This window comes from Deltaproteobacteria bacterium (assembly GCA_019310525.1).
In the GTDB taxonomy this organism is placed as follows: Bacteria; Desulfobacterota; DSM-4660; order Desulfatiglandales; family HGW-15; genus JAFDEE01.
This window is the reverse complement of sequence record JAFDEE010000099.1, coordinates 1-19076: the sequence shown is the minus strand read 5'-3', so window position 1 is coordinate 19076 and position 19076 is coordinate 1. Positions and strand designations below refer to the sequence as shown.

General features: G+C 52.9%; 17 protein-coding genes. 5 read left to right on the top strand and 12 right to left on the bottom strand.

Annotation, left to right across the window (positions count from 1 at the left end):
* The 12 genes from JRF57_14485 to JRF57_14430 form a co-directional block, all read right to left on the bottom strand.
* The coding region (locus JRF57_14485) for an efflux RND transporter permease subunit (protein MBW2304907.1) at positions 1 to 1065 on the bottom strand (1065 nt) is incomplete at its 3' end.
* Positions 1062 to 2210 carry an efflux RND transporter periplasmic adaptor subunit gene (locus JRF57_14480; GenBank protein ID MBW2304906.1) on the bottom strand — a complete coding sequence of 383 codons (1149 nt, stop codon included), beginning with the start codon at positions 2208 to 2210 and terminating at the stop codon, positions 1062 to 1064. The genes JRF57_14485 and JRF57_14480, both read right to left, overlap by 4 nt.
* Positions 2210 to 2875, bottom strand: a complete 666-nt coding sequence (locus tag JRF57_14475) for a TetR/AcrR family transcriptional regulator (GenBank protein MBW2304905.1) — start codon at positions 2873 to 2875, stop codon at positions 2210 to 2212. The genes JRF57_14480 and JRF57_14475 overlap by 1 nt, the downstream gene beginning before the upstream one ends.
* Before the next feature lie 732 nt (positions 2876 to 3607).
* Positions 3608 to 4873, bottom strand: a complete 1266-nt coding sequence (aroA, locus tag JRF57_14470) for a 3-phosphoshikimate 1-carboxyvinyltransferase (GenBank protein MBW2304904.1) — start codon at positions 4871 to 4873, stop codon at positions 3608 to 3610.
* Positions 4874 to 4879: 6 nt separating this feature from the next.
* On the bottom strand, positions 4880 to 5704 hold the full coding sequence (locus JRF57_14465) for a shikimate dehydrogenase (GenBank protein ID MBW2304903.1): 825 nt from the start codon (positions 5702 to 5704) through the stop codon (positions 4880 to 4882).
* The gene (gene aroD, locus JRF57_14460; protein ID MBW2304902.1) at positions 5701 to 6369 is read right to left on the bottom strand and encodes a type I 3-dehydroquinate dehydratase; all 669 of its coding nucleotides are present in this window, start codon (positions 6367 to 6369) and stop codon (positions 5701 to 5703) included. The genes JRF57_14465 and aroD overlap by 4 nt, the downstream gene beginning before the upstream one ends.
* A 91-nt stretch (positions 6370 to 6460) precedes the next feature.
* Positions 6461 to 7453 carry a 3-dehydroquinate synthase II gene (locus tag JRF57_14455; protein MBW2304901.1) on the bottom strand — a complete coding sequence of 331 codons (993 nt, stop codon included), beginning with the start codon at positions 7451 to 7453 and terminating at the stop codon, positions 6461 to 6463.
* Positions 7450 to 8247, bottom strand: coding sequence for a prephenate dehydrogenase/arogenate dehydrogenase family protein (locus tag JRF57_14450; GenBank protein MBW2304900.1), 798 nt, complete (start codon positions 8245 to 8247; stop codon positions 7450 to 7452). The genes JRF57_14455 and JRF57_14450 overlap by 4 nt, the downstream gene beginning before the upstream one ends.
* A complete protein-coding gene (pheA, locus tag JRF57_14445) occupies positions 8238 to 9347 on the bottom strand; it encodes a prephenate dehydratase (GenBank protein MBW2304899.1) in 1110 nt (369 codons plus the stop codon). Before pheA ends, JRF57_14450 begins: the two co-directional genes overlap by 10 nt.
* Positions 9304 to 10155, bottom strand: a complete 852-nt coding sequence (locus JRF57_14440; GenBank protein MBW2304898.1) for a class I fructose-bisphosphate aldolase family protein — start codon at positions 10153 to 10155, stop codon at positions 9304 to 9306. The genes pheA and JRF57_14440 overlap by 44 nt, the downstream gene beginning before the upstream one ends.
* Before the next feature lie 465 nt (positions 10156 to 10620).
* Positions 10621 to 11679, bottom strand: a complete 1059-nt coding sequence (gene aroC, locus JRF57_14435) for a chorismate synthase (GenBank protein MBW2304897.1) — start codon at positions 11677 to 11679, stop codon at positions 10621 to 10623.
* A complete protein-coding gene (locus JRF57_14430) occupies positions 11669 to 12211 on the bottom strand; it encodes a shikimate kinase (protein MBW2304896.1) in 543 nt (180 codons plus the stop codon). Before JRF57_14430 ends, aroC begins: the two co-directional genes overlap by 11 nt.
* Before the next feature lie 1350 nt (positions 12212 to 13561).
* Between JRF57_14430 and JRF57_14425 the strand changes: the two genes are divergently transcribed.
* From JRF57_14425 to JRF57_14405, 5 genes are all read left to right on the top strand, one after another.
* The gene (locus tag JRF57_14425) at positions 13562 to 15760 is read left to right on the top strand and encodes a TonB-dependent receptor (protein MBW2304895.1); all 2199 of its coding nucleotides are present in this window, start codon (positions 13562 to 13564) and stop codon (positions 15758 to 15760) included.
* Positions 15690 to 16817 (top strand): ABC transporter substrate-binding protein, encoded by a 1128-nt coding sequence (locus JRF57_14420; protein ID MBW2304894.1) that lies wholly within the window; start codon positions 15690 to 15692, stop codon positions 16815 to 16817. The genes JRF57_14425 and JRF57_14420 overlap by 71 nt, the downstream gene beginning before the upstream one ends.
* Positions 16814 to 17848 (top strand): iron ABC transporter permease, encoded by a 1035-nt coding sequence (locus JRF57_14415; GenBank protein ID MBW2304893.1) that lies wholly within the window; start codon positions 16814 to 16816, stop codon positions 17846 to 17848. The genes JRF57_14420 and JRF57_14415 overlap by 4 nt, the downstream gene beginning before the upstream one ends.
* The gene (locus JRF57_14410; GenBank protein ID MBW2304892.1) at positions 17848 to 18642 is read left to right on the top strand and encodes an ABC transporter ATP-binding protein; all 795 of its coding nucleotides are present in this window, start codon (positions 17848 to 17850) and stop codon (positions 18640 to 18642) included. The genes JRF57_14415 and JRF57_14410 overlap by 1 nt, the downstream gene beginning before the upstream one ends.
* An 11-nt stretch (positions 18643 to 18653) precedes the next feature.
* A partial coding sequence (locus JRF57_14405) for a hypothetical protein (protein ID MBW2304891.1) occupies positions 18654 to 19076 on the top strand: 423 nt, incomplete at its 3' end.

Below are 19076 nucleotides of genomic sequence, written 5' to 3'. Positions count from 1 at the left end.
GCGTAAGTGGGCCATGAACAGGAAGACCACGATAATGGTGAGAATGATCGCGATGAGCACCGAGCTGGTCATGTTGTTGATGACCAGTTCGGTAAATTGAGAATCATCGTCAGCGATTGCAAATTGGAGGTGGGGAAAATCCTGCTCAATCTTACTCAGGGTCTCGCGGACGGCAGAAGCCACTTTTATGGTGTTGGCATCATCTCGCTTAAACACTTGAACGGCGATGGCCGGCTTGCCGTTGAAATGATAGGCGGAACGTTGCTCTTTTACCGTTTCGGAGACATCCGCGACATCTGATAAGTGAACAACTCTATCTCCACGACGCAGGAGCACTGTCTTGGCAACCTCGTCAGGAGAGGATAACGGCGCATCAAATCGGACAATCGTCTCCAAGGCGCCGACATTCACCCGCCCGCCTGATTCCGTGAGATTCCAGCCTTCCAGGGCACTGGCCACCTGGGCCATTGTGACCCCGAAAGCGCGCAGTTTGTCTGCGTGGACAGCCACTTCGAGTTGTCGTCGGTGCCCGCCGAAAACATCTACCGCCGCCACACCGGGGACCAGTTGCAAACGGTCACGAACGGGATTGTCGGCCAACTCCCTCACTTTAACGAGTGGGAGAGAGGGGCTGGTGATGGCGATTGTAAGGATAGGTTTGTCCGCTGAGGAAAACTGCATAACCTGGGGTTCACGGATACCCTCGGGCAACCTATCGCGGATGCGGCTGATGGCGTTTTGTACGTCTACGGCTGCTTCTTCGACCCGCCGTTGATAGCCGAACTCGACCTTCACCACCGATAGGCCCATCTGGCTGGTCGAACTTACACGCACCACGCCGTCAATCCCGCCGAACTCCTCTTCCATTGGCTTGCTCAGGTTCTTGGCTACATCCACTGCGGCTACACCGGGGTAGGGCGTGATCACTGTCACGACCGGCGGGTCGGTATCAGGGAAGAGACGTACCGGAATGGAAAGGCGGGCAGCCACCCCCGATATAACTACAGCTATAAGGGCTGCGAAGATTGTGTAACGGTGCTGAATGGAGAAACGCGGCCAACTCATGGAGCAGTCCTCCAGTTGTTGCGAGGCTGCACTCGGCCGCCATCCTGAAGTCGTGGATCAGGTGTGACGATCACTGTTTCACCACCTTTGAGACCTGAAACAATCCTTACTTGCCTGCCCTCAGCTTGACCAATGGTGACAGGCCGCCAACGGGCAACATTCTTTTCAACCGTATAAACGCCCGTGTCGGCTTCGCGGATGCGTACAGCGGAGCGGGGCAAAACAAGCGCCCGATCAAACTTTGCCATTATCACTATCGCATCTGCTGTCATACCGGGTCGAAGCCTCTCCAAATGGTCCGGGAGACGGACGTCGAAAGTGGCATTACGGGTGCCCGAGTCCAAAGCCGGATAAATATGATCTATACGGCTGGTAATGGTTTTATCCAGAGAAGGCACGATCAAGCGAACCTCCATCCCTTCTCTGATCTCTGCGAGATCCTTCTGGGGTACAGAAAATACGGCCTTCAATGGGCTCGTCACCACTAACTCCAGAAGAACCTTGCCGGGTGCGGCCAGTTCACCGATTTCGGTATCAAGTCGCTGAATCGCACCGGAAAAAGGGGCACGGATCAGCGTGTAGTCCAGCTTGGCACGTGCAGCGGCAAGAGCATATTCATTTGCCTGTAAAGACGCCTCCAAAGAGGCCACCATGCGTTTGCTCTCGTCTTGCTTTTGAGGTGAAATAGCCTTTCCTCGAAGCAGCTTTTCATTACGGGTAACCTCCAATCTCCAGTAATCCAAGTCGATCTGGATGCGTCTTGCAGTAGATTCCAGCCGGCCGACTTCCGCGCGCAGATCTCTGTCGTCCAAGGTAATCAACAGATTTCCCTTTTTGACCGTCTCACCTTCGCGGTAGTAGACCTTTTTCACTCGGGCGCTTATCCGGGTGGAAATCAAGGCACGCTTAGTAGATACAATGCTACCCGTATAGCGGCGAGTTACCGTGAAAGGGCCGGGGTTGACCTGCAGGGTCTCTACCGCGAGAGGTGGGCGGGGAACCGGCGGTGTTGGTTTAAGCCGTTCTCGAATCCTATGTACGCCGAAAAACACCACCAGCCCTATGAGAGCCAGCAGTAGCACTCCCGCTACCAGCTTCTGCCATATGCGCATCTTTTTCCTGTCCTGCTTATGATCTGTAGCCATCACCCGGGTTTCCTCCAACGGGTTTCATTCACCTTCGCCATGCCCCTGCTTTTCCCTAAACCTTCACAGGGGTCTGAAACGGCGGCGCTAAACAGCTCCCATTCAGCTTCGGCCTGCCGGACAAGATCCACGTTCCCTCTCGTGACCTTCCAGAGCACGATAGCCGGCAGAACCATTCCCTTGAACATCAGCACCACGGTCAGGGGATCGACATCCGCCCTCAATCGCCCCTCCCGTTGCCCTTCCCGAACGATCTTCTCAACTTCCTGGAAATAGCCGGTTATGACGGCCCGCACCCTGTCCTTTCGATCTACGGAATCGGTGAAGATGCTTTCGGAGAAGATGACGTGGGGGATTGCCTGGTTTTCCAAAAGCAAACGGATTTCACGCATCAAAAGCACCCGCAGTCGCTCCAGGGCGTCTGGTGTCTCCCGGCGAACCGACTCCACATTGCTCAGCAGCCTTTTCCCTATCAGGTCCAGGGTTGCGCTCAACAAGTCATCTTTGCTCTTGAAATGGCGATAGATTCCCGAAGGCACAAGGCCGACACGTTCGGCTACATTTGCAATGCTCAGGGCCTGGAGCCCGTGGCTTCCGATCAAGTCAAGAGCCGCCTGTGCGATCTGTTCTTTTCGACTTTCCGTATTCATCTTTTGAGCGCCCACAACTGAACCTCCAATGTGAATTGTGAATCACTATTCACATAATGAGACATAACCACTGTCTTGTCAAGGGTGAAATCAACCCGTATTATGCATGACAAATTTTGAAAGAAGCCATTTATTCAATGATTATAGACCGTTGGACACCTTTCCAGGTGAGATTACATTCACTCAAAAGGTGCAGTCAGGAAACATCAAATTCATTCAAAATTTGTCACCCTTCGGGCGGGTCCCCGGTTTGAGCCTGACGCAGCCTGGTCGCGCCGTAGCTGTGACAAAGGCGGAAGATTGCGGAAATCGGCCATTTATGGATAGGCACTAATTATGGTTTCAAGACCGACTTAAGGATGACTGATAAGGCCTTTGCGAGGAACTCCAGCGGCAACATCACGTTCCTGGCTCCCTGTTCAGGGCAGGCAGCAACTTGTAAGGCGCCGGACCATGAGGACGTGGTAATGACATGGAATCCTGCGGATTTACCTCTCTGCCGTACACGACACAGGCAGGCCCGAGATTACTCAAAAAGGTCATTTATGGAGGGAAATCGCCAGATGAGGAGGACCTAAATCGAGCGATTTCCGGGCTTTCCGGAGACCCGCCTTAGGCGGACAAGCCCAAGGCGCGCTTAGATGGAAATGACTAGGGGTGGATTTGCATTGGAGGGTATTATCCTGAAGCCGCCCACTGTCTTTTCGACTTCGAGGCGGTCCACCAGATGCGATTAACGGTTCCGCATCATAAGCGATCCCAATATTCCCAGAAATTCGGAAAGGATTTATTTACACAGGTTTCGTTGGTTATAAGGACTCCGGGCACCCTGAGTCCTACAACGGCCAGGCTCATTGCAATACGGTGATCATTTTGCGGATCAACAATGTTTCCTTCAAGTCTATGGCCGCCTTTTATGATGAGACCATCTGGAAGCTCTTCAACATTTGCCCCCAATTTGCGCCATTCCTGAGCGATGCTTCCGAGCCGGTCGCTCTCTTTTAGACGCAGATGGGCCACGTTCCTGATAACAGTCTTTCCTTCAGCAAAAAGTCCCACTGCAGCCAGTGTGGGGACCATATCGGGCATGAGGCTCATGTCCACATCGACCCCTCTAAGCGGCCGCCCCTGTACAGCCACACTATCCTGATTTTTCATAACAGAACACCCCATTTCCTTGAGCACATCAAGGAACCCGATGTCCCCCTGGCTGGTGGTGCGGGGATCAACGGGCCCTGTCACGACTTCGCCCCTGGTAACCGCCGCCGCGGCCCAAAAATAGGCCGCTGAGGACATATCCCCTTCCACCACAAACCGGCGGCCCAGATATCCTTTACCAGGCGTCACCCTAAACCAGTGATACCCGTCCCGCATGATATCCGCCCCAAACGACTTCATAACTTCCAGGGTCATATCCACATAAGGCCTGGACATGAGAGTTCCTTCAATCTCGATTTCAACCCCCTTTTCCGCATAAGGCGCTGCAAGCAGAAGAGAAGAAACGTACTGACTGCTCTCGCTCGCCAGGATCCGCACCTTCCCACCTTTAAGACCCGCGGCCTTCACCAGGAGAGGCGGGTAGCCGTCACTCTGACAGAAAGAAACCTCACCTCCCAGCCGGTTCAGTGCTCTGGCGAGTTCACCCACAGGTCTTTGCCTCATCCGGGGAGTTCCGTCGAGCATAAACTCTCCCGTGCCAAGGCTGACTACAGAAAGAAGAAGACGCATGGAAGTGCCTGAGTTACCCAGGAAGAATCGTTTTTCTTGCGAAAAGGTCCTGAATTTTCCGGCCGTGCCCCTGATCTCCAGCCCCTCTGCGCGCTCTTTGATCCCGGAACCGAGATTTTTCAATATGGTCCGGGTGTAATTCGTGTCTTCACAACTGAGTGCTCCAAGAAGCAGACTCTCACCTTTTGCCAGGCTGGCTGCTATCAGCGCCCTGTGGGTGATACTCTTGGATCCAGGCAACCGGAAGGAGGCCTGGATACGGGTTCGTGGATGAATGCGTTTCATATTTTCTTACTCCACAGCTTCTGCTGCCAGGGATATCCTGGCTGCAGCCTCCATGGCCTGAATCGGGGGTTCAAGGCCGGTCCACAACCTGAACTGCTCGGCTCCCTGGCAAACAAACATACGCATACCTTCAATGGTTTTTGCTCCCTGCCTCTTGAAACTTTTCAGCAGCTCCGTGCGGAAAGGGTTGTATATTATATCCATCACCACTTCCGCTCTCACACTCTCAGGGTTCATCGGACACTGCTCTACCTGTGGATACATGCCAACAGGCGTAGTCTGAATAAGGATATCCGTCTCTAACCCTTTTACCTGATCCATAAGCACAAAGGATGCATCAAGAACCTGCGCAAGGGCCTCCCCCCTTTCCCTCGAGCGATTGGCTATGGTCAGCACGCAACCTTGCTCTTTGAGTGCAAACCCGATTGCCCTGGCCGCCCCACCTGCGCCCAGGATCAAGCATCGTTTATCTCTCGGATCCACGATATCGCTCAGTGCCCTAAGGGCACCGGTTGCATCTGTATTATAACCAATGAGCATGCCTTCACGATTTACCACAGTGTTTACCGCGCCGATGCTTTCAGCCAGTGAATCAAGTCTGTCCAGATAAGCAATGATCTCAGACTTGAAAGGCAACGTAACACTCAAACCCCTTATCCCGAGCGCCCTGACGGATCGAATGCAGCCTTCAAGGTCATGGGTCTCGAAGGCCAGGAAAACCGCGTTTACCCCACAGCATTCAAAGGCCGCGTTGTGCATGAGAGGACTCAAGCTGTGGCCCAGCGGGTAACCGGTCACGCCGTAAAGCGCCGTATGCTGATCTATCTTCATGTCCTGAGCACCTCCAGGATGGTCTTCATTGTCTTTGCAGGAATTTGGCCCTCTGCCGACTCTTCTCCCTCTTCAAGGGATGCAAAGGTAAGATATCCACCAAGGAGGGGGCTTATTATTCTGCTTATGCGCCCTTTTGAGCCGAGGCAAAAGGTGATGATATCAAGCCCCAGTCCTCTGGCCGGCGCTATCAACTCCAGAACACGCAGATTATCCTCCACCGTTTCAGCCCTGGTTACTATCTTTATTACATCGGCTCCCGTGGCGGCCATTTTTTTCATCAGATCTTCCAGGGTATCTCTGTCGGGTGTACCATTCAACAGGTGTGTGGAAACGATGATCATGCTGTTTCCACGAGCTTCAAATATCTTTTTTCGAATGCCGCCCGGCATGCTGTATTCTATATCAATGAAATCGACTCCTGCTTCTGCAGCCTGGCAAAGATACCTCGCCACCGTAGCATAACAGTCCTTTCCTTTACCGCCCTCTTGCCTGGAACGATAAGTTACAATAACTGGTTTGGCGGCTGCCCGGATAATCCCATGGAGGTCGAACCGGCCCATCACATCCAGACGAATTTCCAGAAGGTCGGCGAGTCTCTCAGCCCGCCTTATCTTCTCTTCGGCCTCCCGGGTGTCACGTGCAAGGATTGGAATACAGATCATGGTATCGCCTTTTACCGGTGATATTCAGCTTTTCAAGGAAGGGCCCGACACACCGGGATAAGGAAATCAGCCTTTGGGATCATTAACGAACTCACCGCTCCACAATGGTCTCACTGATCCTGTGCCCGAAATGCCTGGCTGTTTCTTCCACATATCCCATCACCTTATCGCCCGGTCTCAGTTTTACTACCGAGACGGGTTTTCCCCCAACGTTCACCAGCCGTATTGTCTCGGCATTCTGCAAGATGGCGCTCGCCGTTTTCTTGGGGCCTGTGGCTCTTACAAGCAGCAAGGGTCTTCGTTCGATCTTCACCCTCCCAATCGTAAGGTTCATTACACATCCCTTGCTGTCAACCCCCATAACCTCATCGCCCGCTTCCAACTCAGACAGGTACCGTGTTCTACCACCTGGGACCAGGGTGTATGAATGAATTGCTCCGGCATTCACCCGAAACGGTCTCGGCGCCACATACGGGCTTTCAATGCTTTCCGAGTGCACCAGAAGGAAGCCTTGGCTGCTGTTGCCCACCAATAAGCCTTCTCCCTCACCCATCAATGTACAGGTATCGACGCAGACTCTATCACCCATTCCTGCAGGGATCACGGCGTCGATCACAAACTCTGCCAGATCCAGGGTTTGACGGCCTTCCTTGATCACGTTGATAATTTTCCTTACCTTGACTGGATCAGGATGGGTGATTACCAGCCCGTGAACGCCGTTCTCAAGAATTCCCGAAGCGGTCCTGGCATCCTCAAGATTTTCCACTTCAACGAAAATGTTCCCCGTCCTGGCAACCAGGTTCTCAAGAGGAATAACCCTCCAGTCCGTGGTCTTCACTACGACCCTTTTCTCTCGGCCCAGTTCCACGATCCTGTCTTCATCTTCCGGGGTTCGGACCTCCATTTCCACTACATCCTCTCCCCATTTGATGTCACCTTCTTCAGAAACGATTTTTATCAATCCAAGTTCCTTTACCCTTGCGATTTTGTCAGCAGGAACAATCACCGCATCAGCCCCCGCCTCCAGCGCTGTCGTGACCAGTTCCTTTTTCCATGGATCCGCCTTGACCCATACCTCTTTCATGGCCTGAAAACCTCCTTCGAGAAAAAATGCTCGAGCGATTCAAACAGCTCATCAAATGCCGACCTGTTCCGCGCCCTGATAATCCGGATCAAGTGCTCACATGAATCCAGGTACTTCTCTATAGATGCCCCTGCATAAGGATTGTCCATCATAAGCGAACTGAAAAGCCCCGGCGGCTGGTCCAGGATGGACCTGATCCGGTCAAGTCTGTGTTTGAATGTCGGAGTGGAACAGCTTACGAGGTCATCAATTTCAAAGTCGGAACTATGAATAAAAAGGGCCAGCACCAGGGAAGAAAAATGCGTTACTCCCTGGATCACCCCCATCATGCGATCATGCACCTCTGCTTCGAGACAGATCACCCCGTACCCGCTATTGCGAAAAACAGCGGAGATCCACTCCAAACCCTCCTGCCCCCTTGCGGGGCATATGGCGATCTTCATATCCGGGGCTGACCCGGTCTCGGGCCCGAAAAGCGGGTGTACTCCCACCACCTGGGCCCTGGAATGATTCAGCATCGCCTCCACCGGCCCCTTTTTCACTGATGTAAGATCCATGAGAAGGCCGTCCTCTTTGACCAGTGGCCCTATATCGCGTATCACCTTTGTCGTTTCCGCTACAGGCACTGAGATCACAACCACATCACACAAAGAAGCCATCTGACGGGGCGTGGTCTTTGTGCTTCGTCCCGTACGCACCACGTGCAGACCATGGCCTTCAAGCAAATCAGCAAACCATGTACCCATCCTGCCCGTACCGCCGACGATCCCTACCACAGGCCGCTCTAGTCCCATAACTCGCCTCCGGCAGGGTAGGAGCCGAGTCGCTTAATGAAAATACAGCGCTCCTCCATTTCCCTGACAGCCTTTCCTACATTCCCGTCCCTTTCATGGCCTTCAAGATCCACAAAGAAGAAATATTCCCAGTTTCCTGTCTTCATGGGCCTGGATTCTATCCGGGTCATGTTGATGCCTCTTTTGGCAATGGGTTCAAGGGACCTCAACAGGGCTCCTGCCCTATGGGGCACTGAAAAGAGCAAAGACGTCTTGTCGTTTCCCGTGGGTCCATTATTACTCTTTCCGATCACCACAAAACGTGTCACATTATCGGAATGATCCTGTATGCTTTCCTCCACGATCTTCAGGCCGTAGATACAGGCTGACATTCTGCTTCCCACGGCGCCTGCATCAGGTTCCCGGGCTGCAAGGCCGGCTGCCGCCGAAGTGCTTTCCGTTTCCATGACGGACACTCCGGGCAGATGCCTCTTAAGCCATGAACGGCACTGGGCAAGGGCCATGGGGTGTGAATAGATGAGTCTGATTTTTTCCTTGCGGCCGGTCCCGCTCAGGAGATGATGCCTGATTCTCAGGAAACCTTCCCGGAATATCTTCAGGTCTTTCTTAAAGAACAGATCGAGGGTCATATTCACAGACCCTTCGCATGAATTTTCCAGGGGAACCACGCCCGCCGTGCAAACACCTGCCTCCACCAGCTCAAAGACCTGTTCAATGCTGTCAGCCCCGCGCTGTATTGCACAATGGCCGAACATTTTTTTTGCAGCCTGGTGGCAAAACGTGGCTTCAGGCCCCAGGTAAGCGACTTTCAGTGGCTCCTGCACGGAGCGGGCCGCGGAGATGATCTCTGAAAAAACACCTTTGATGGCCTGCTCACTCAGGTTTCCATTGCTGTTTGAGACAAGCCAGCTCAGGACTTTCCGCTCACGTGAAGGATCGAATACTTTGAGACCAAGCTCCCTCTTGCACCTTCCGATTTCAGCGGCAAACTCCTGTCTTGTTGAAAGAAGGGAGAGGATCCGATCATCTATCCGGTCGATCCGGCGCCTTAATTTTTCAAGCAGCAGCCAGTTCCCGTCCTCTTCCGGCGCCTGTATCATCCTTTTTCTCCTTACTGCTATTGAGGAATTGAAGGGCCTCTTCCACATCCGCCCCGTTGTGGACTATCATGGCAAGTGCTGCCACCATTGCGGCCGGATCCCTGTGCTGAAAGACATTGCGGCCGATGGAGGTCCCTGCCGCTCCTGCCTCAATAGCCCCTTTGACCATCTCAAGGACGGCCCTGTCAGTATCCGCCTTCGGACCGCCGGCGATAACCACCGGTGCATGGCAACCTTCCACCACTTTACTGAAGGACTCTGGGTCTCCAGTGTAAGATACCTTGACAACATCGGCCCCCAATTCAGCGCCGAGCCTCGCGGCATGGGTAACGGCTTTGGGATCGAACTCATCCCTGATCCTCTCTCCCCTTGGATAGATCATAGCAAGGAGAGGAATACCCCATTCACCGGCCGTATGCGCGACGGTGCCCAGATCGGCAAGCATCTGCATTTCACGATCATTGCCTATATTGATATGGACCGAGACTGCGTCTGCGCCCAGCTTAATGGCCTCTTCTACAGTGCAGACAAGGCTCTTGGCATTGGGTTCAGGTGAGAGGGATGTACTCCCCGATAGATGGACGATAAGGCCCATTTCCGACCGGACCTTTCCATACCCGTGGGCCACTATTCCTTTGTGTACTATCACGGCGTCAGCCCCTCCATTTGCCACCCGGCTCATCGTCTCTTCCATGTTGGTTATGCCCGTAATCGGACCTGAACTGACTCCATGATCCATTGGAACGATCACGGTCTTTCCCGTGTGCCGATTGATGATTCTCTCCAGTCTGAGCCCTTTTCCAATCATTTTTGCACCCCCCTTATTTAATCCCTTTGGGTTGAATTCTCCGCCGCTTGCGGCGATAAATACAAGGTTCCTGATTGATACCCCGCTGCTTGCGGCGGGGTAATTCATTTTTCCCTCCTTGGGCAAACCAATCACCACAGCCTTAACAATTTGTTCCCCATGCCCTCACAAAAAAAGGCCGTGAGAGGTAGTATTTCCACCCACGGCCCGGTCTACTTCTTCACCTACCAGCCCACGGGCGGACCCCTCCACCCCCAAAAATAAAGATCATACCGCAAAAATAAAGATCATACCGCCAGGTGTAGCAAAAGCATCCGGCCTGCTGACCGCTGACCCTGCTTGCTGCCGATCTCCTGAACTCCTCTGTTCTGATCGTGTCCATCTCCTGAAACATCCTGCCCTTTACCCGACAAACAATCTCGATTACATCAATGTCGACGGCTCGCCTCTCTTCTTCCGGCACTTTCATTCCTTCTGAAAAACCCGGCTTCGCATATAATGATCAGCCAGAACAATGCCAGCCATTGCCTCCAGTACCGGGATAACCCGGGGTATAGCTGAGGCATCATGCCTTCCCGAGAGTTTCAACTTCCTTGCCCGCCCCTGCCTGTCAATGGTATCCTGCTCTAACCTGATAGAAGGAATAGGCTTTATTGCCGCTCTCAGGACAATTTCGTCGCCGTTGGAGATCCCGCCAAGGATCCCGCCGGCATGATTCGTCCTGAAACCATCCGGCATTATGGGGTCATTGTTCTCGGACCCCCTGAGCCTTGACGCCCCGAACCCGGCACCTATCTCGACGCCTTTGACCGTTCCGATTGAGAAGACCGCTTTTGCCAGATCCGCATCAAGCTTGTCGAAAACAGGTTCACCAAGCCCTGCGGGACAGCCGGTAATTCTCACCTCTGCAACACCCCCCAGGGAATCACCTGCCTTCCGGGCCATGGTCAGCGCTTCTTCCATACGGGTGGAGGCATCCGGATCCGGGCAGAAAAGGGGGCTTTTTTCGATGGTATCCAGATCTATATGCTTTGCCCGGATACCGCCTAGCTCGATCGTATACCCCATGATCCTTACACCCAATGGTTCAAGGATCTTCCTGGCCACCACACCGGCGGCAACCCTGGCCGCGGTCTCCCTGGCTGAATATCTGCCTCCCCCTCTGAAGTCAAAGTGACCGTATTTCTTGAAGTAGGTGAAATCCCCGTGCCCCGGTCTGAAGAGGTGGCGCAGGATCTCGTACGGGCTGCTGTCTGCATCGCGGTTACGGATGAAAAGGGCTATTGGAGCCCCCGTGGTAAGGCCTTCAAGCACACCGGAGAGGATCTCCACGTGGTCTTCTTCCTTTCTCGGCGTATCAGAAGCACGAAGCCCCGGCCTTCGCCTGGCCATATCTACGAAAAAGTCCACGGGCGACAGTCGAATCATGGGAGGGCAACCATCAATAACCACCCCAATCCCTTCACCATGGGATTCCCCGAATGTGGTAATTCTGAATATCTCCCCAAAGGTATTACCCGGCACAACCCTTCCCTTTCATTTCAACTGGTATAGCATCCATAATCAAGAGCGCCACTTTTTCGGGCGACAGTGCACTGGTATCCACCATGAAATCACTTGCCTGTTTATAAAGCGGGCTCCTCTCTGCCAACACCTGTTCAACCTCATCAATAGGATCGACGCCTTTCAAAGCAGGACGAACTCTGCCTGCCCTCTGTTCTTCAAGCATCCTCTGCTTTAGCACTTCGACCTTTCCATTCAGCCATACCACCCATCCGTTTCTTTTCAGACTGCGCACATTTTTTTGAGCGAGTACAACGCCACCTCCTGTAGCAATCACCAGATCATCTTTTTGGGAAACCTCCTCAATCACCCTTTTTTCAATCTCCCGAAAATGCTCCCATCCAGCTCTGGAAACGATGTTGACAATTGAGCAACCAGCATAATGCTCAATCAATCTATCTGTATCCATGAACTCTCTTCCAAGTTTCCCGGCAATGATCTTGCCTGCTAAAGTCTTACCGCTGCAACGGTACCCGATAAGAACCACATTCATTCTTCAAAATTTTCCTCCTCTGGTTGCTCCCTAAAGGTGAAGTATTTGTATGGGACACTCCTTGAAAAGGGTAACGGTGACCAGCGGTTCATAGTGACACTATTCACCCCATAAAAACAAAAAGGCCGTGAGCTTTAATCTGCCCACGGCCTTGGAAATCAAAAAGCAAAATTCAATCAATCCATGGGCAGACCCCTCCCGGAAAAATAAAACCAGTAATAGCTCTGCCAGGATTGATTGCTGATCATTTTTGTCCTCATCCTCATATGATAAAATAAATCATTAAATAATTATTTCGGTCCTGTCAATAAAAATCTTTGCGGCAATTTTCTCTTGACATTGTATCGCCCTAAGGTTTCTTGAACACATTTTTCGCCTATCAAGCCGCAGCCAGTGCGCACATGGATCGTTCCCCGCGGATCTCAGCCGGGGCCTTGTTATCGCATAGGATAGATCAAAGAAGTGTCCATCCATGACTGGGTAATTTTATTCAAGGTTAAGCCTCCGGCCCGTAGGGCCTACGCCCCGGAGGGGAAGGCAAAAATTCAACCCCAGGAATACATTGAAGTATTTCGAGGATTAAAATTTGTCCGTGCGTAGCGACTACTCCCTACCCCTTAGAGCGGATCCCCGGTTTGAGCCTGATGCAGCTTGTCACACCGTAGCCGTGTCGAAGGCGGAAGATTGGGGAAAAGGGCTATTTATGGATGGAAACCAGACTAACTAAAAGAACCGTGGGGCCATTCCCTAGGGTTCCACGGTTCTTTATTTGAAGCGGAAGGCGGCTGAAAATAGCATTGTTCAATTTGAGCGCATTTTCAATCTGATAGGGCAAAGAAGGCCCTGCGGTTGAAGGCGAAAAAGCTTGACTTCTCAAAATGACTGAAGTAAAAATTTATTTTTTGTAATGGCGGCAGAAGCCGTTCCCAATTGGATTTCAGTTTAAGGGCACAAGGGGTTTAACGAATCCCGAGATATATAATTCTCCGCCAGGTATTAGCGGAGATTGCATAAAATACAAAAAAAAGGCCACGAAGGTCCACGCTTCCGGCAAGGGAGGCGGCTTCGTGGCCTTTTTTGTGGTGAACAGAAAGATGTAGGGCCCCCCCTTGGCATGGGTCCAGTATGGGCAATGAACAGATATGTTGAGATGGGGGATAGGAAAGCGGCACGCACCGGCCAAGGCACTATGCCGCCTTCCAGGTGAAGCGCTCCCGGGAAAGGGATGCTTCAAATTATTTGGTAACACGGCATCTCTTTCCCGTCAATGCGAGAACCATACAGCCAAAATGTGGGCCCCTCGGAGCACTATGCGATGATTGATAGAAAGTCAAAGGGAGGAGATGAACGATGAGAGATGGGAACTGGTTGATTGTAGCGCTTGCAATCTTTTGTTTTGCAGCACCTCACGTGGCCAAAGCAGGGCAAGCAAGACAAGATGCTGTCAGATTGGAAGAAATCGTGGTCACGGCCACTAAAACCGAAAAGAAGGTCGAAGATGTTCCCGGAAGCGTGACCGTCATCGACCAGGAAGACCTGAGAAAGAAAAATGTCCAAACCGTGGATGACGCGCTCAATAGCCTTTCAGGCGTCTTTGTCAAAAGGTCGAAAGGGCTCATGGATTCCACCGCGTCCGTTAAAATGCGCGGCTTTAACGGTGACAAGTACACCCTTGTGTTGATCGACGGTCAACCGATCAATGACGCCTATACCGGCGGTGTAGAGTGGGGTGCGCTGCCCACCGACAATATCGAACGGATCGAAATCATCCGGGGGCCTGCGTCGGCGCTTTACGGAGGAAACGCCATGGGAGGGGTCATAAACATCATCACCAAGACCCCTGAGAAGTTGGAACTTGAATTGAACGGAGGCTATGGCACCCATGACACGCAGCGCTGCCGAGTCAGTATCGGGAACCGGTTTTGGAACCGGCTAGGCCTTCAGATTGGGTACGAAGAGGAAAAGACGGATGGTTACGAATCAACCCCGGTGGTTCGGTCGATTTCTTCCGGAACCGGAAACGTCTCCGGCGGCTATCTGATGAACGATAAATACGGTGAACCCACAAGATGGGTGGTGGGCGACAAGGGCAAAAACGGGGCCGAGCGCCGGGTGTTAAACGGAAAACTGAGCCTTGACTTTTCAGATACCGGCCGACTCTCTTTTACGGCAGTTTCTGGAGATTATGAATATGATTACGGACCGCCCAACACTTACATGGGAACCTTCGGCGATAATTCTACTTACGCCATTGCAGGTTCCGGGCAGCGTGCCCGATTTCGGCCCAACGACTTTATCAGCTACACGGGCATCGGGAAAAAGGAAAACGATACATACACTCTGGCTTTCAAGGAGATTTTCGGGCCACTGCAGGTCAATGCCCAGGCAGGGACGGTCCAGTTGGAATCCCGATATACTCTGGAGTCCGGCAGCGGATTGACTGACTACAGTAATTCTCCTGGTTCTTTAAAAATTACTGAAGGGGAGAGTTGGTTTGGCGAACTGCAAGGGGACTTACCCTTAGGGGAATCTCATATTCTGACCTTTGGTGTTTCGTATCGAACAGATGAAGTCGACACGAATGAGTATGACATTCCATTTTACCGTAGCTATTACGGCAGGGGAGCGAGCACCTTTTATTCCGGTGGGAAGTCTAAAACATGGGCTGTTTTTATCCAGGACGAATGGTGGATCATTGATTCGCTGACCCTTTACCTGGGGCTTCGCTACGATACATGGAAGGTCTCCGACGGCGCCTCGGGAGTCCCTGGATCAGAAACCCGATACGACAGCAATAAAGAATACGAGTTAAGCCCCAAGGTCGCCACCGTATGGAAGGCGCTTCCCGATACCACCTTGAGAGCCTCCGTCGGCCACGCCTTTCGGCCGCCGACCATTTACGAGCTTTATCGCACCTGGCAGTATTATTCCACAACCTATCAAAGTAACCCAAACCTGAAGCCCGAAACCGTCTGGACCTATGAAATAGGCATCGACCAGTACTTTTTTGACAAAAAGACCCGTCTTTCCCTGACTGGATACCGCAACGATATCGACGATCTGATCTATTACAGGACCGAGGGCTCGACCAAGGTCCGGACCAATGCCGGTAAGGCTCAAACCTATGGTCTAGAGATTGAAGCCTCCCAGAAGGTAACCGATTGGCTTACGCTGTGGGGCAACTTCACCTATACCGATGCAAAAATTACCGATAATCCTGCAGATCCGGACAGCGAAGACAAGCAGGTTATCGGTGTTCCCGAGATCGCCTGGAATATCGGCCTGGACGCGCATTACAAATGGTTCAAGGGAAATCTTGTGGGGCGCTATTACAGCAAGATCTACAACAACTCGGATAACAAGGACACTGAAGAAGGGGTGTACGGCACGTATGAGCCGGCCTTTTTCATGGACGCCAAGGTGACCGTAACACCATTGAAATGGATGGAGATTTCTCTTTCCGTGGACAACATTTTTGATGAGCAATACTACGAATATTACAAAACCGATGGCCGGACGTTTTTCGCCGAACTTACCTTGCGATACTAACTTGAGCACTCACGGTATATCAGCAAGGACGTTTTGGATTGGCTGGCTGGCCGTCGCACTGTTTCTGAACTTTTGGACGGCATCGGCTTTCGGTGCTTCGGTGACCATTGAAGATGCCCGGGGAAGAAAGGTGCGGCTCAGCCTGCCGATTAAAACGGTCGTGGCCCTGAACTCGGATATTCTGGAAATTCTCCGTACACTAAAGGCCGAAGACTGCGTTGCGGGTGTGTTTTCCGAGGTCGTTCGGGAGCGTGAATTCTGGGGTGATTTGGCTCAAAGACCCAAGGTCGGCAGTTGGCGGGAGCCGAACATGGAAGCCATAGCTGCCCTCAAACCCGACCTTGTCATTGCTTACAGCCGGAACCCCGGACAGTTGCTGGAAAACAAAATGGCTTTGTTCGGAATTCAAGTGCTGCGTCTCGACTTCTACAAAGTTGACACGCTGGAACGCGAAGTTAGGGTCATGGGACAACTGCTAAATCGAGAAAAGGAGGCCGTACGTTTCTGTGACTGGTACCGGCGGCATCTCGGGGTATTCCGGGAAAAAATTGCCCGAACTCTGCGGCGCCCGGCGGTCTACATTGAAAGTTATACCGACTATCATGCCGCCGGTCCGGGTTCGGGAGGAGACGAAATGTGCGTGCTCGCCGGTGGCAGCAATATTGCAGCCGGCCTTTCCATCCCCTACCCGCGCGTAACCCCTGAGTGGGTATTGTCCAGGAATCCAGAGGTGATCATCAAGGCGGCTGCTTATGGCAACGGCTATGTCCTTAGGGACCCGGCGCCTTTCAATAAATGTCGCGACGCCATACTAAAGCGTCCTGCCTGGCATCATATTTCGGCTGTAGCGTCCGGCAACGTCCATGTCATGGACAGTGCCATCTGGACTGGTCCCAGGGCCATCATCGGCATCGCCCATATGGTCCGCTGGATTCACCCCGATCTTTTCCCCGACCTCAACCCTGAAGCACTGCACAAAGAGTATCTGGAGGCCTTTCAGGGCATTGCTTACCACGGGGTGTTCGTATCAGATAATATCCAGGGGGGCGGCAGATGAGCACAAACGCCGAGACCCTGTGCCTACGCTATCAAACTCATGCCCGTGTAAGAACGCTGTTTCTTGCCTCTGCCATCATTTTGCTCATTGTGGCAACGACGATAGGGCTTTGTTGCGGCGCCTCTGGCATGAGCTTTTGGGAAATTGTTTCATCTTTGCATAGAGACATGGGCCGCGGCCACAGCATCATTTGGATGTTGCGGCTTCCCCGCATCGTAATGGCGGCGCTTGTTGGTTTCGGGTTGGGGCTGGCGGGCGTGGTTTTTCAAGCCATTCTGCGAAATCCCCTCGCCTCCCCCTTCACCCTGGGTGTGGGCTCGGGCGCGGGCTTTGGGGCCGTAAGCGTCATTCTTTTTTGGGGAGGTGGCTTCCAAACATATCGCGTGGCCTGCGGCGCGTTCCTGTTTTCCCTGGTGTCGGCAACCGTCATCATCGCGGTTGCCAAGATGAAACGCGCCTCCTCCGAAACCATGATCTTGACCGGCATTGCGCTGATGTTCCTGTTTTCCTCCCTCACGTCCCTTTTTCAGTACATGGGAACCATGGAACAGGTTCATGAGATCGTGTTCTGGTTTTTCGGCAGCCTCTCCAAGGCCGGATGGAACGAGATCGGGTTGGCTGCGGCAATGATCCTGGTTCCCTTTCCAATACTTTTGCGCAGGGCGTGGGATTTCAACCTTTTGGCATCCGGGGACGAATCGGCCCTGGCCCTGGGAGTAAACGTGAATCGGCTGAGGATGTGGGCAGTCGCAGCGGCTTCCCTGGTGACCGCCGGCTGTATCTGCTTTACGGGAGTCATCGGATTTGTGGGGCTTGTGGCGCCTCATATCACGCGTATGGTAATCGGAAACGATCACCGGTTTCTCCTGCCGGCCTCGGCACTGGTGGGGGCCGTGATTCTTGTGACTGCGGACACGCTGGGAAGGACCCTCTGGGCGCCCCAGGTGATACCCATCGGGATTGTGACCTCTTTCATCGGAGTGCCGTTTTTCTTCTATCTCTTGATGAAACGTTCCAGGGAGTACTGGTGATGCTGCAGGCAATGAATCTTGTCTTCGACTATAACGGTGCGCGGGTGCTGGAAAGTGTTGGAGCAAGCGTAGAAAAAGGCCAGGTTCTGAGCATTGTCGGACCCAACGGTGTCGGCAAGACCACCCTGCTCAAATGCATCGCCGGTATTCTCAGGCCTGCCAGAGGATCTGTTCTCATTGAGGGCCGGGATACGTTTCGAATGCCTCGTAAAGAACTGGCGAAACACCTGGGATATGTGCCCCAGAACATGCCCGTCAGATTCCCAATGACCGTTTTTGATACGGTCCTTGCAGGACGAAGGCCGTATCTTGCCTGGCGACCTTCCCGAAAGGATTTGGAGCGAACCGCAAAGATCATTGAGGAGATGAATCTGGCTGATCTTGCCATGCGGGATATGGACCGGCTCAGCGGCGGGCAGGCCCAGAAAGTATTACTTGCCAGGGCCTTGGTCCAGGATACGCGCTATCTGTTGTTGGACGAGCCGACCAGCAGCCTGGACCTGCGTCATCAACTGGAGATGCTGGAGGTAATTACCACGCTGGTGAAAAGCAAAGGGATCGGTGCCATGATGGCCATGCACGACCTGAATTTGGCGGCCAGATTTTCTGACACGATCATGATGCTCCACCGGGGAAGGATGTTCTGCTCGGGAACACCGTCCGAAATAATGACCCCGGAGAACATTCGCCAGGTGTACGGCGTGGAGGCCGACGTCCGCCGGGAGAACGGACATCTCCACATCCAGCCGCTCAGGTGCGCCGAGAGATCAAATGCAACCATAATAGAACTATAGGAAAGTGTCCCATGAATACCACCACCCAACCCATTCGAATCGTCAGCATTATGTGGGGTTCCTATTTGCCCGCCTTTCTGGCGGCTGCCGAAGAAAGTCCCCATGTGGAGCTGGCCATTTTTTCGCAAAAAGAGATCGAAAACAATGCAGAATGTCTGGAGCATTTCTGGGCAAGGGCCGCAGACGCCGATGCTATTCTTTTTTACTGGACCACCGATGGGTTCTGGGAGGAGGTCAGCGCCCGTATTGACGAGCTCGCAAGCTCCACGGCCATCATCACGACCTCCTTTGACCCGGCCAACTGGGGACGCAATGCTACCGTAGATATCTCGGTCTGCGCTCGGGCTTATGCCTACCTGGCCGAGGGCGGTCAGGAGAACTATCGGCGATTGCTTGAATTCGTGGCCCATCAAGTCAACCCTGAAGTTCCTGTA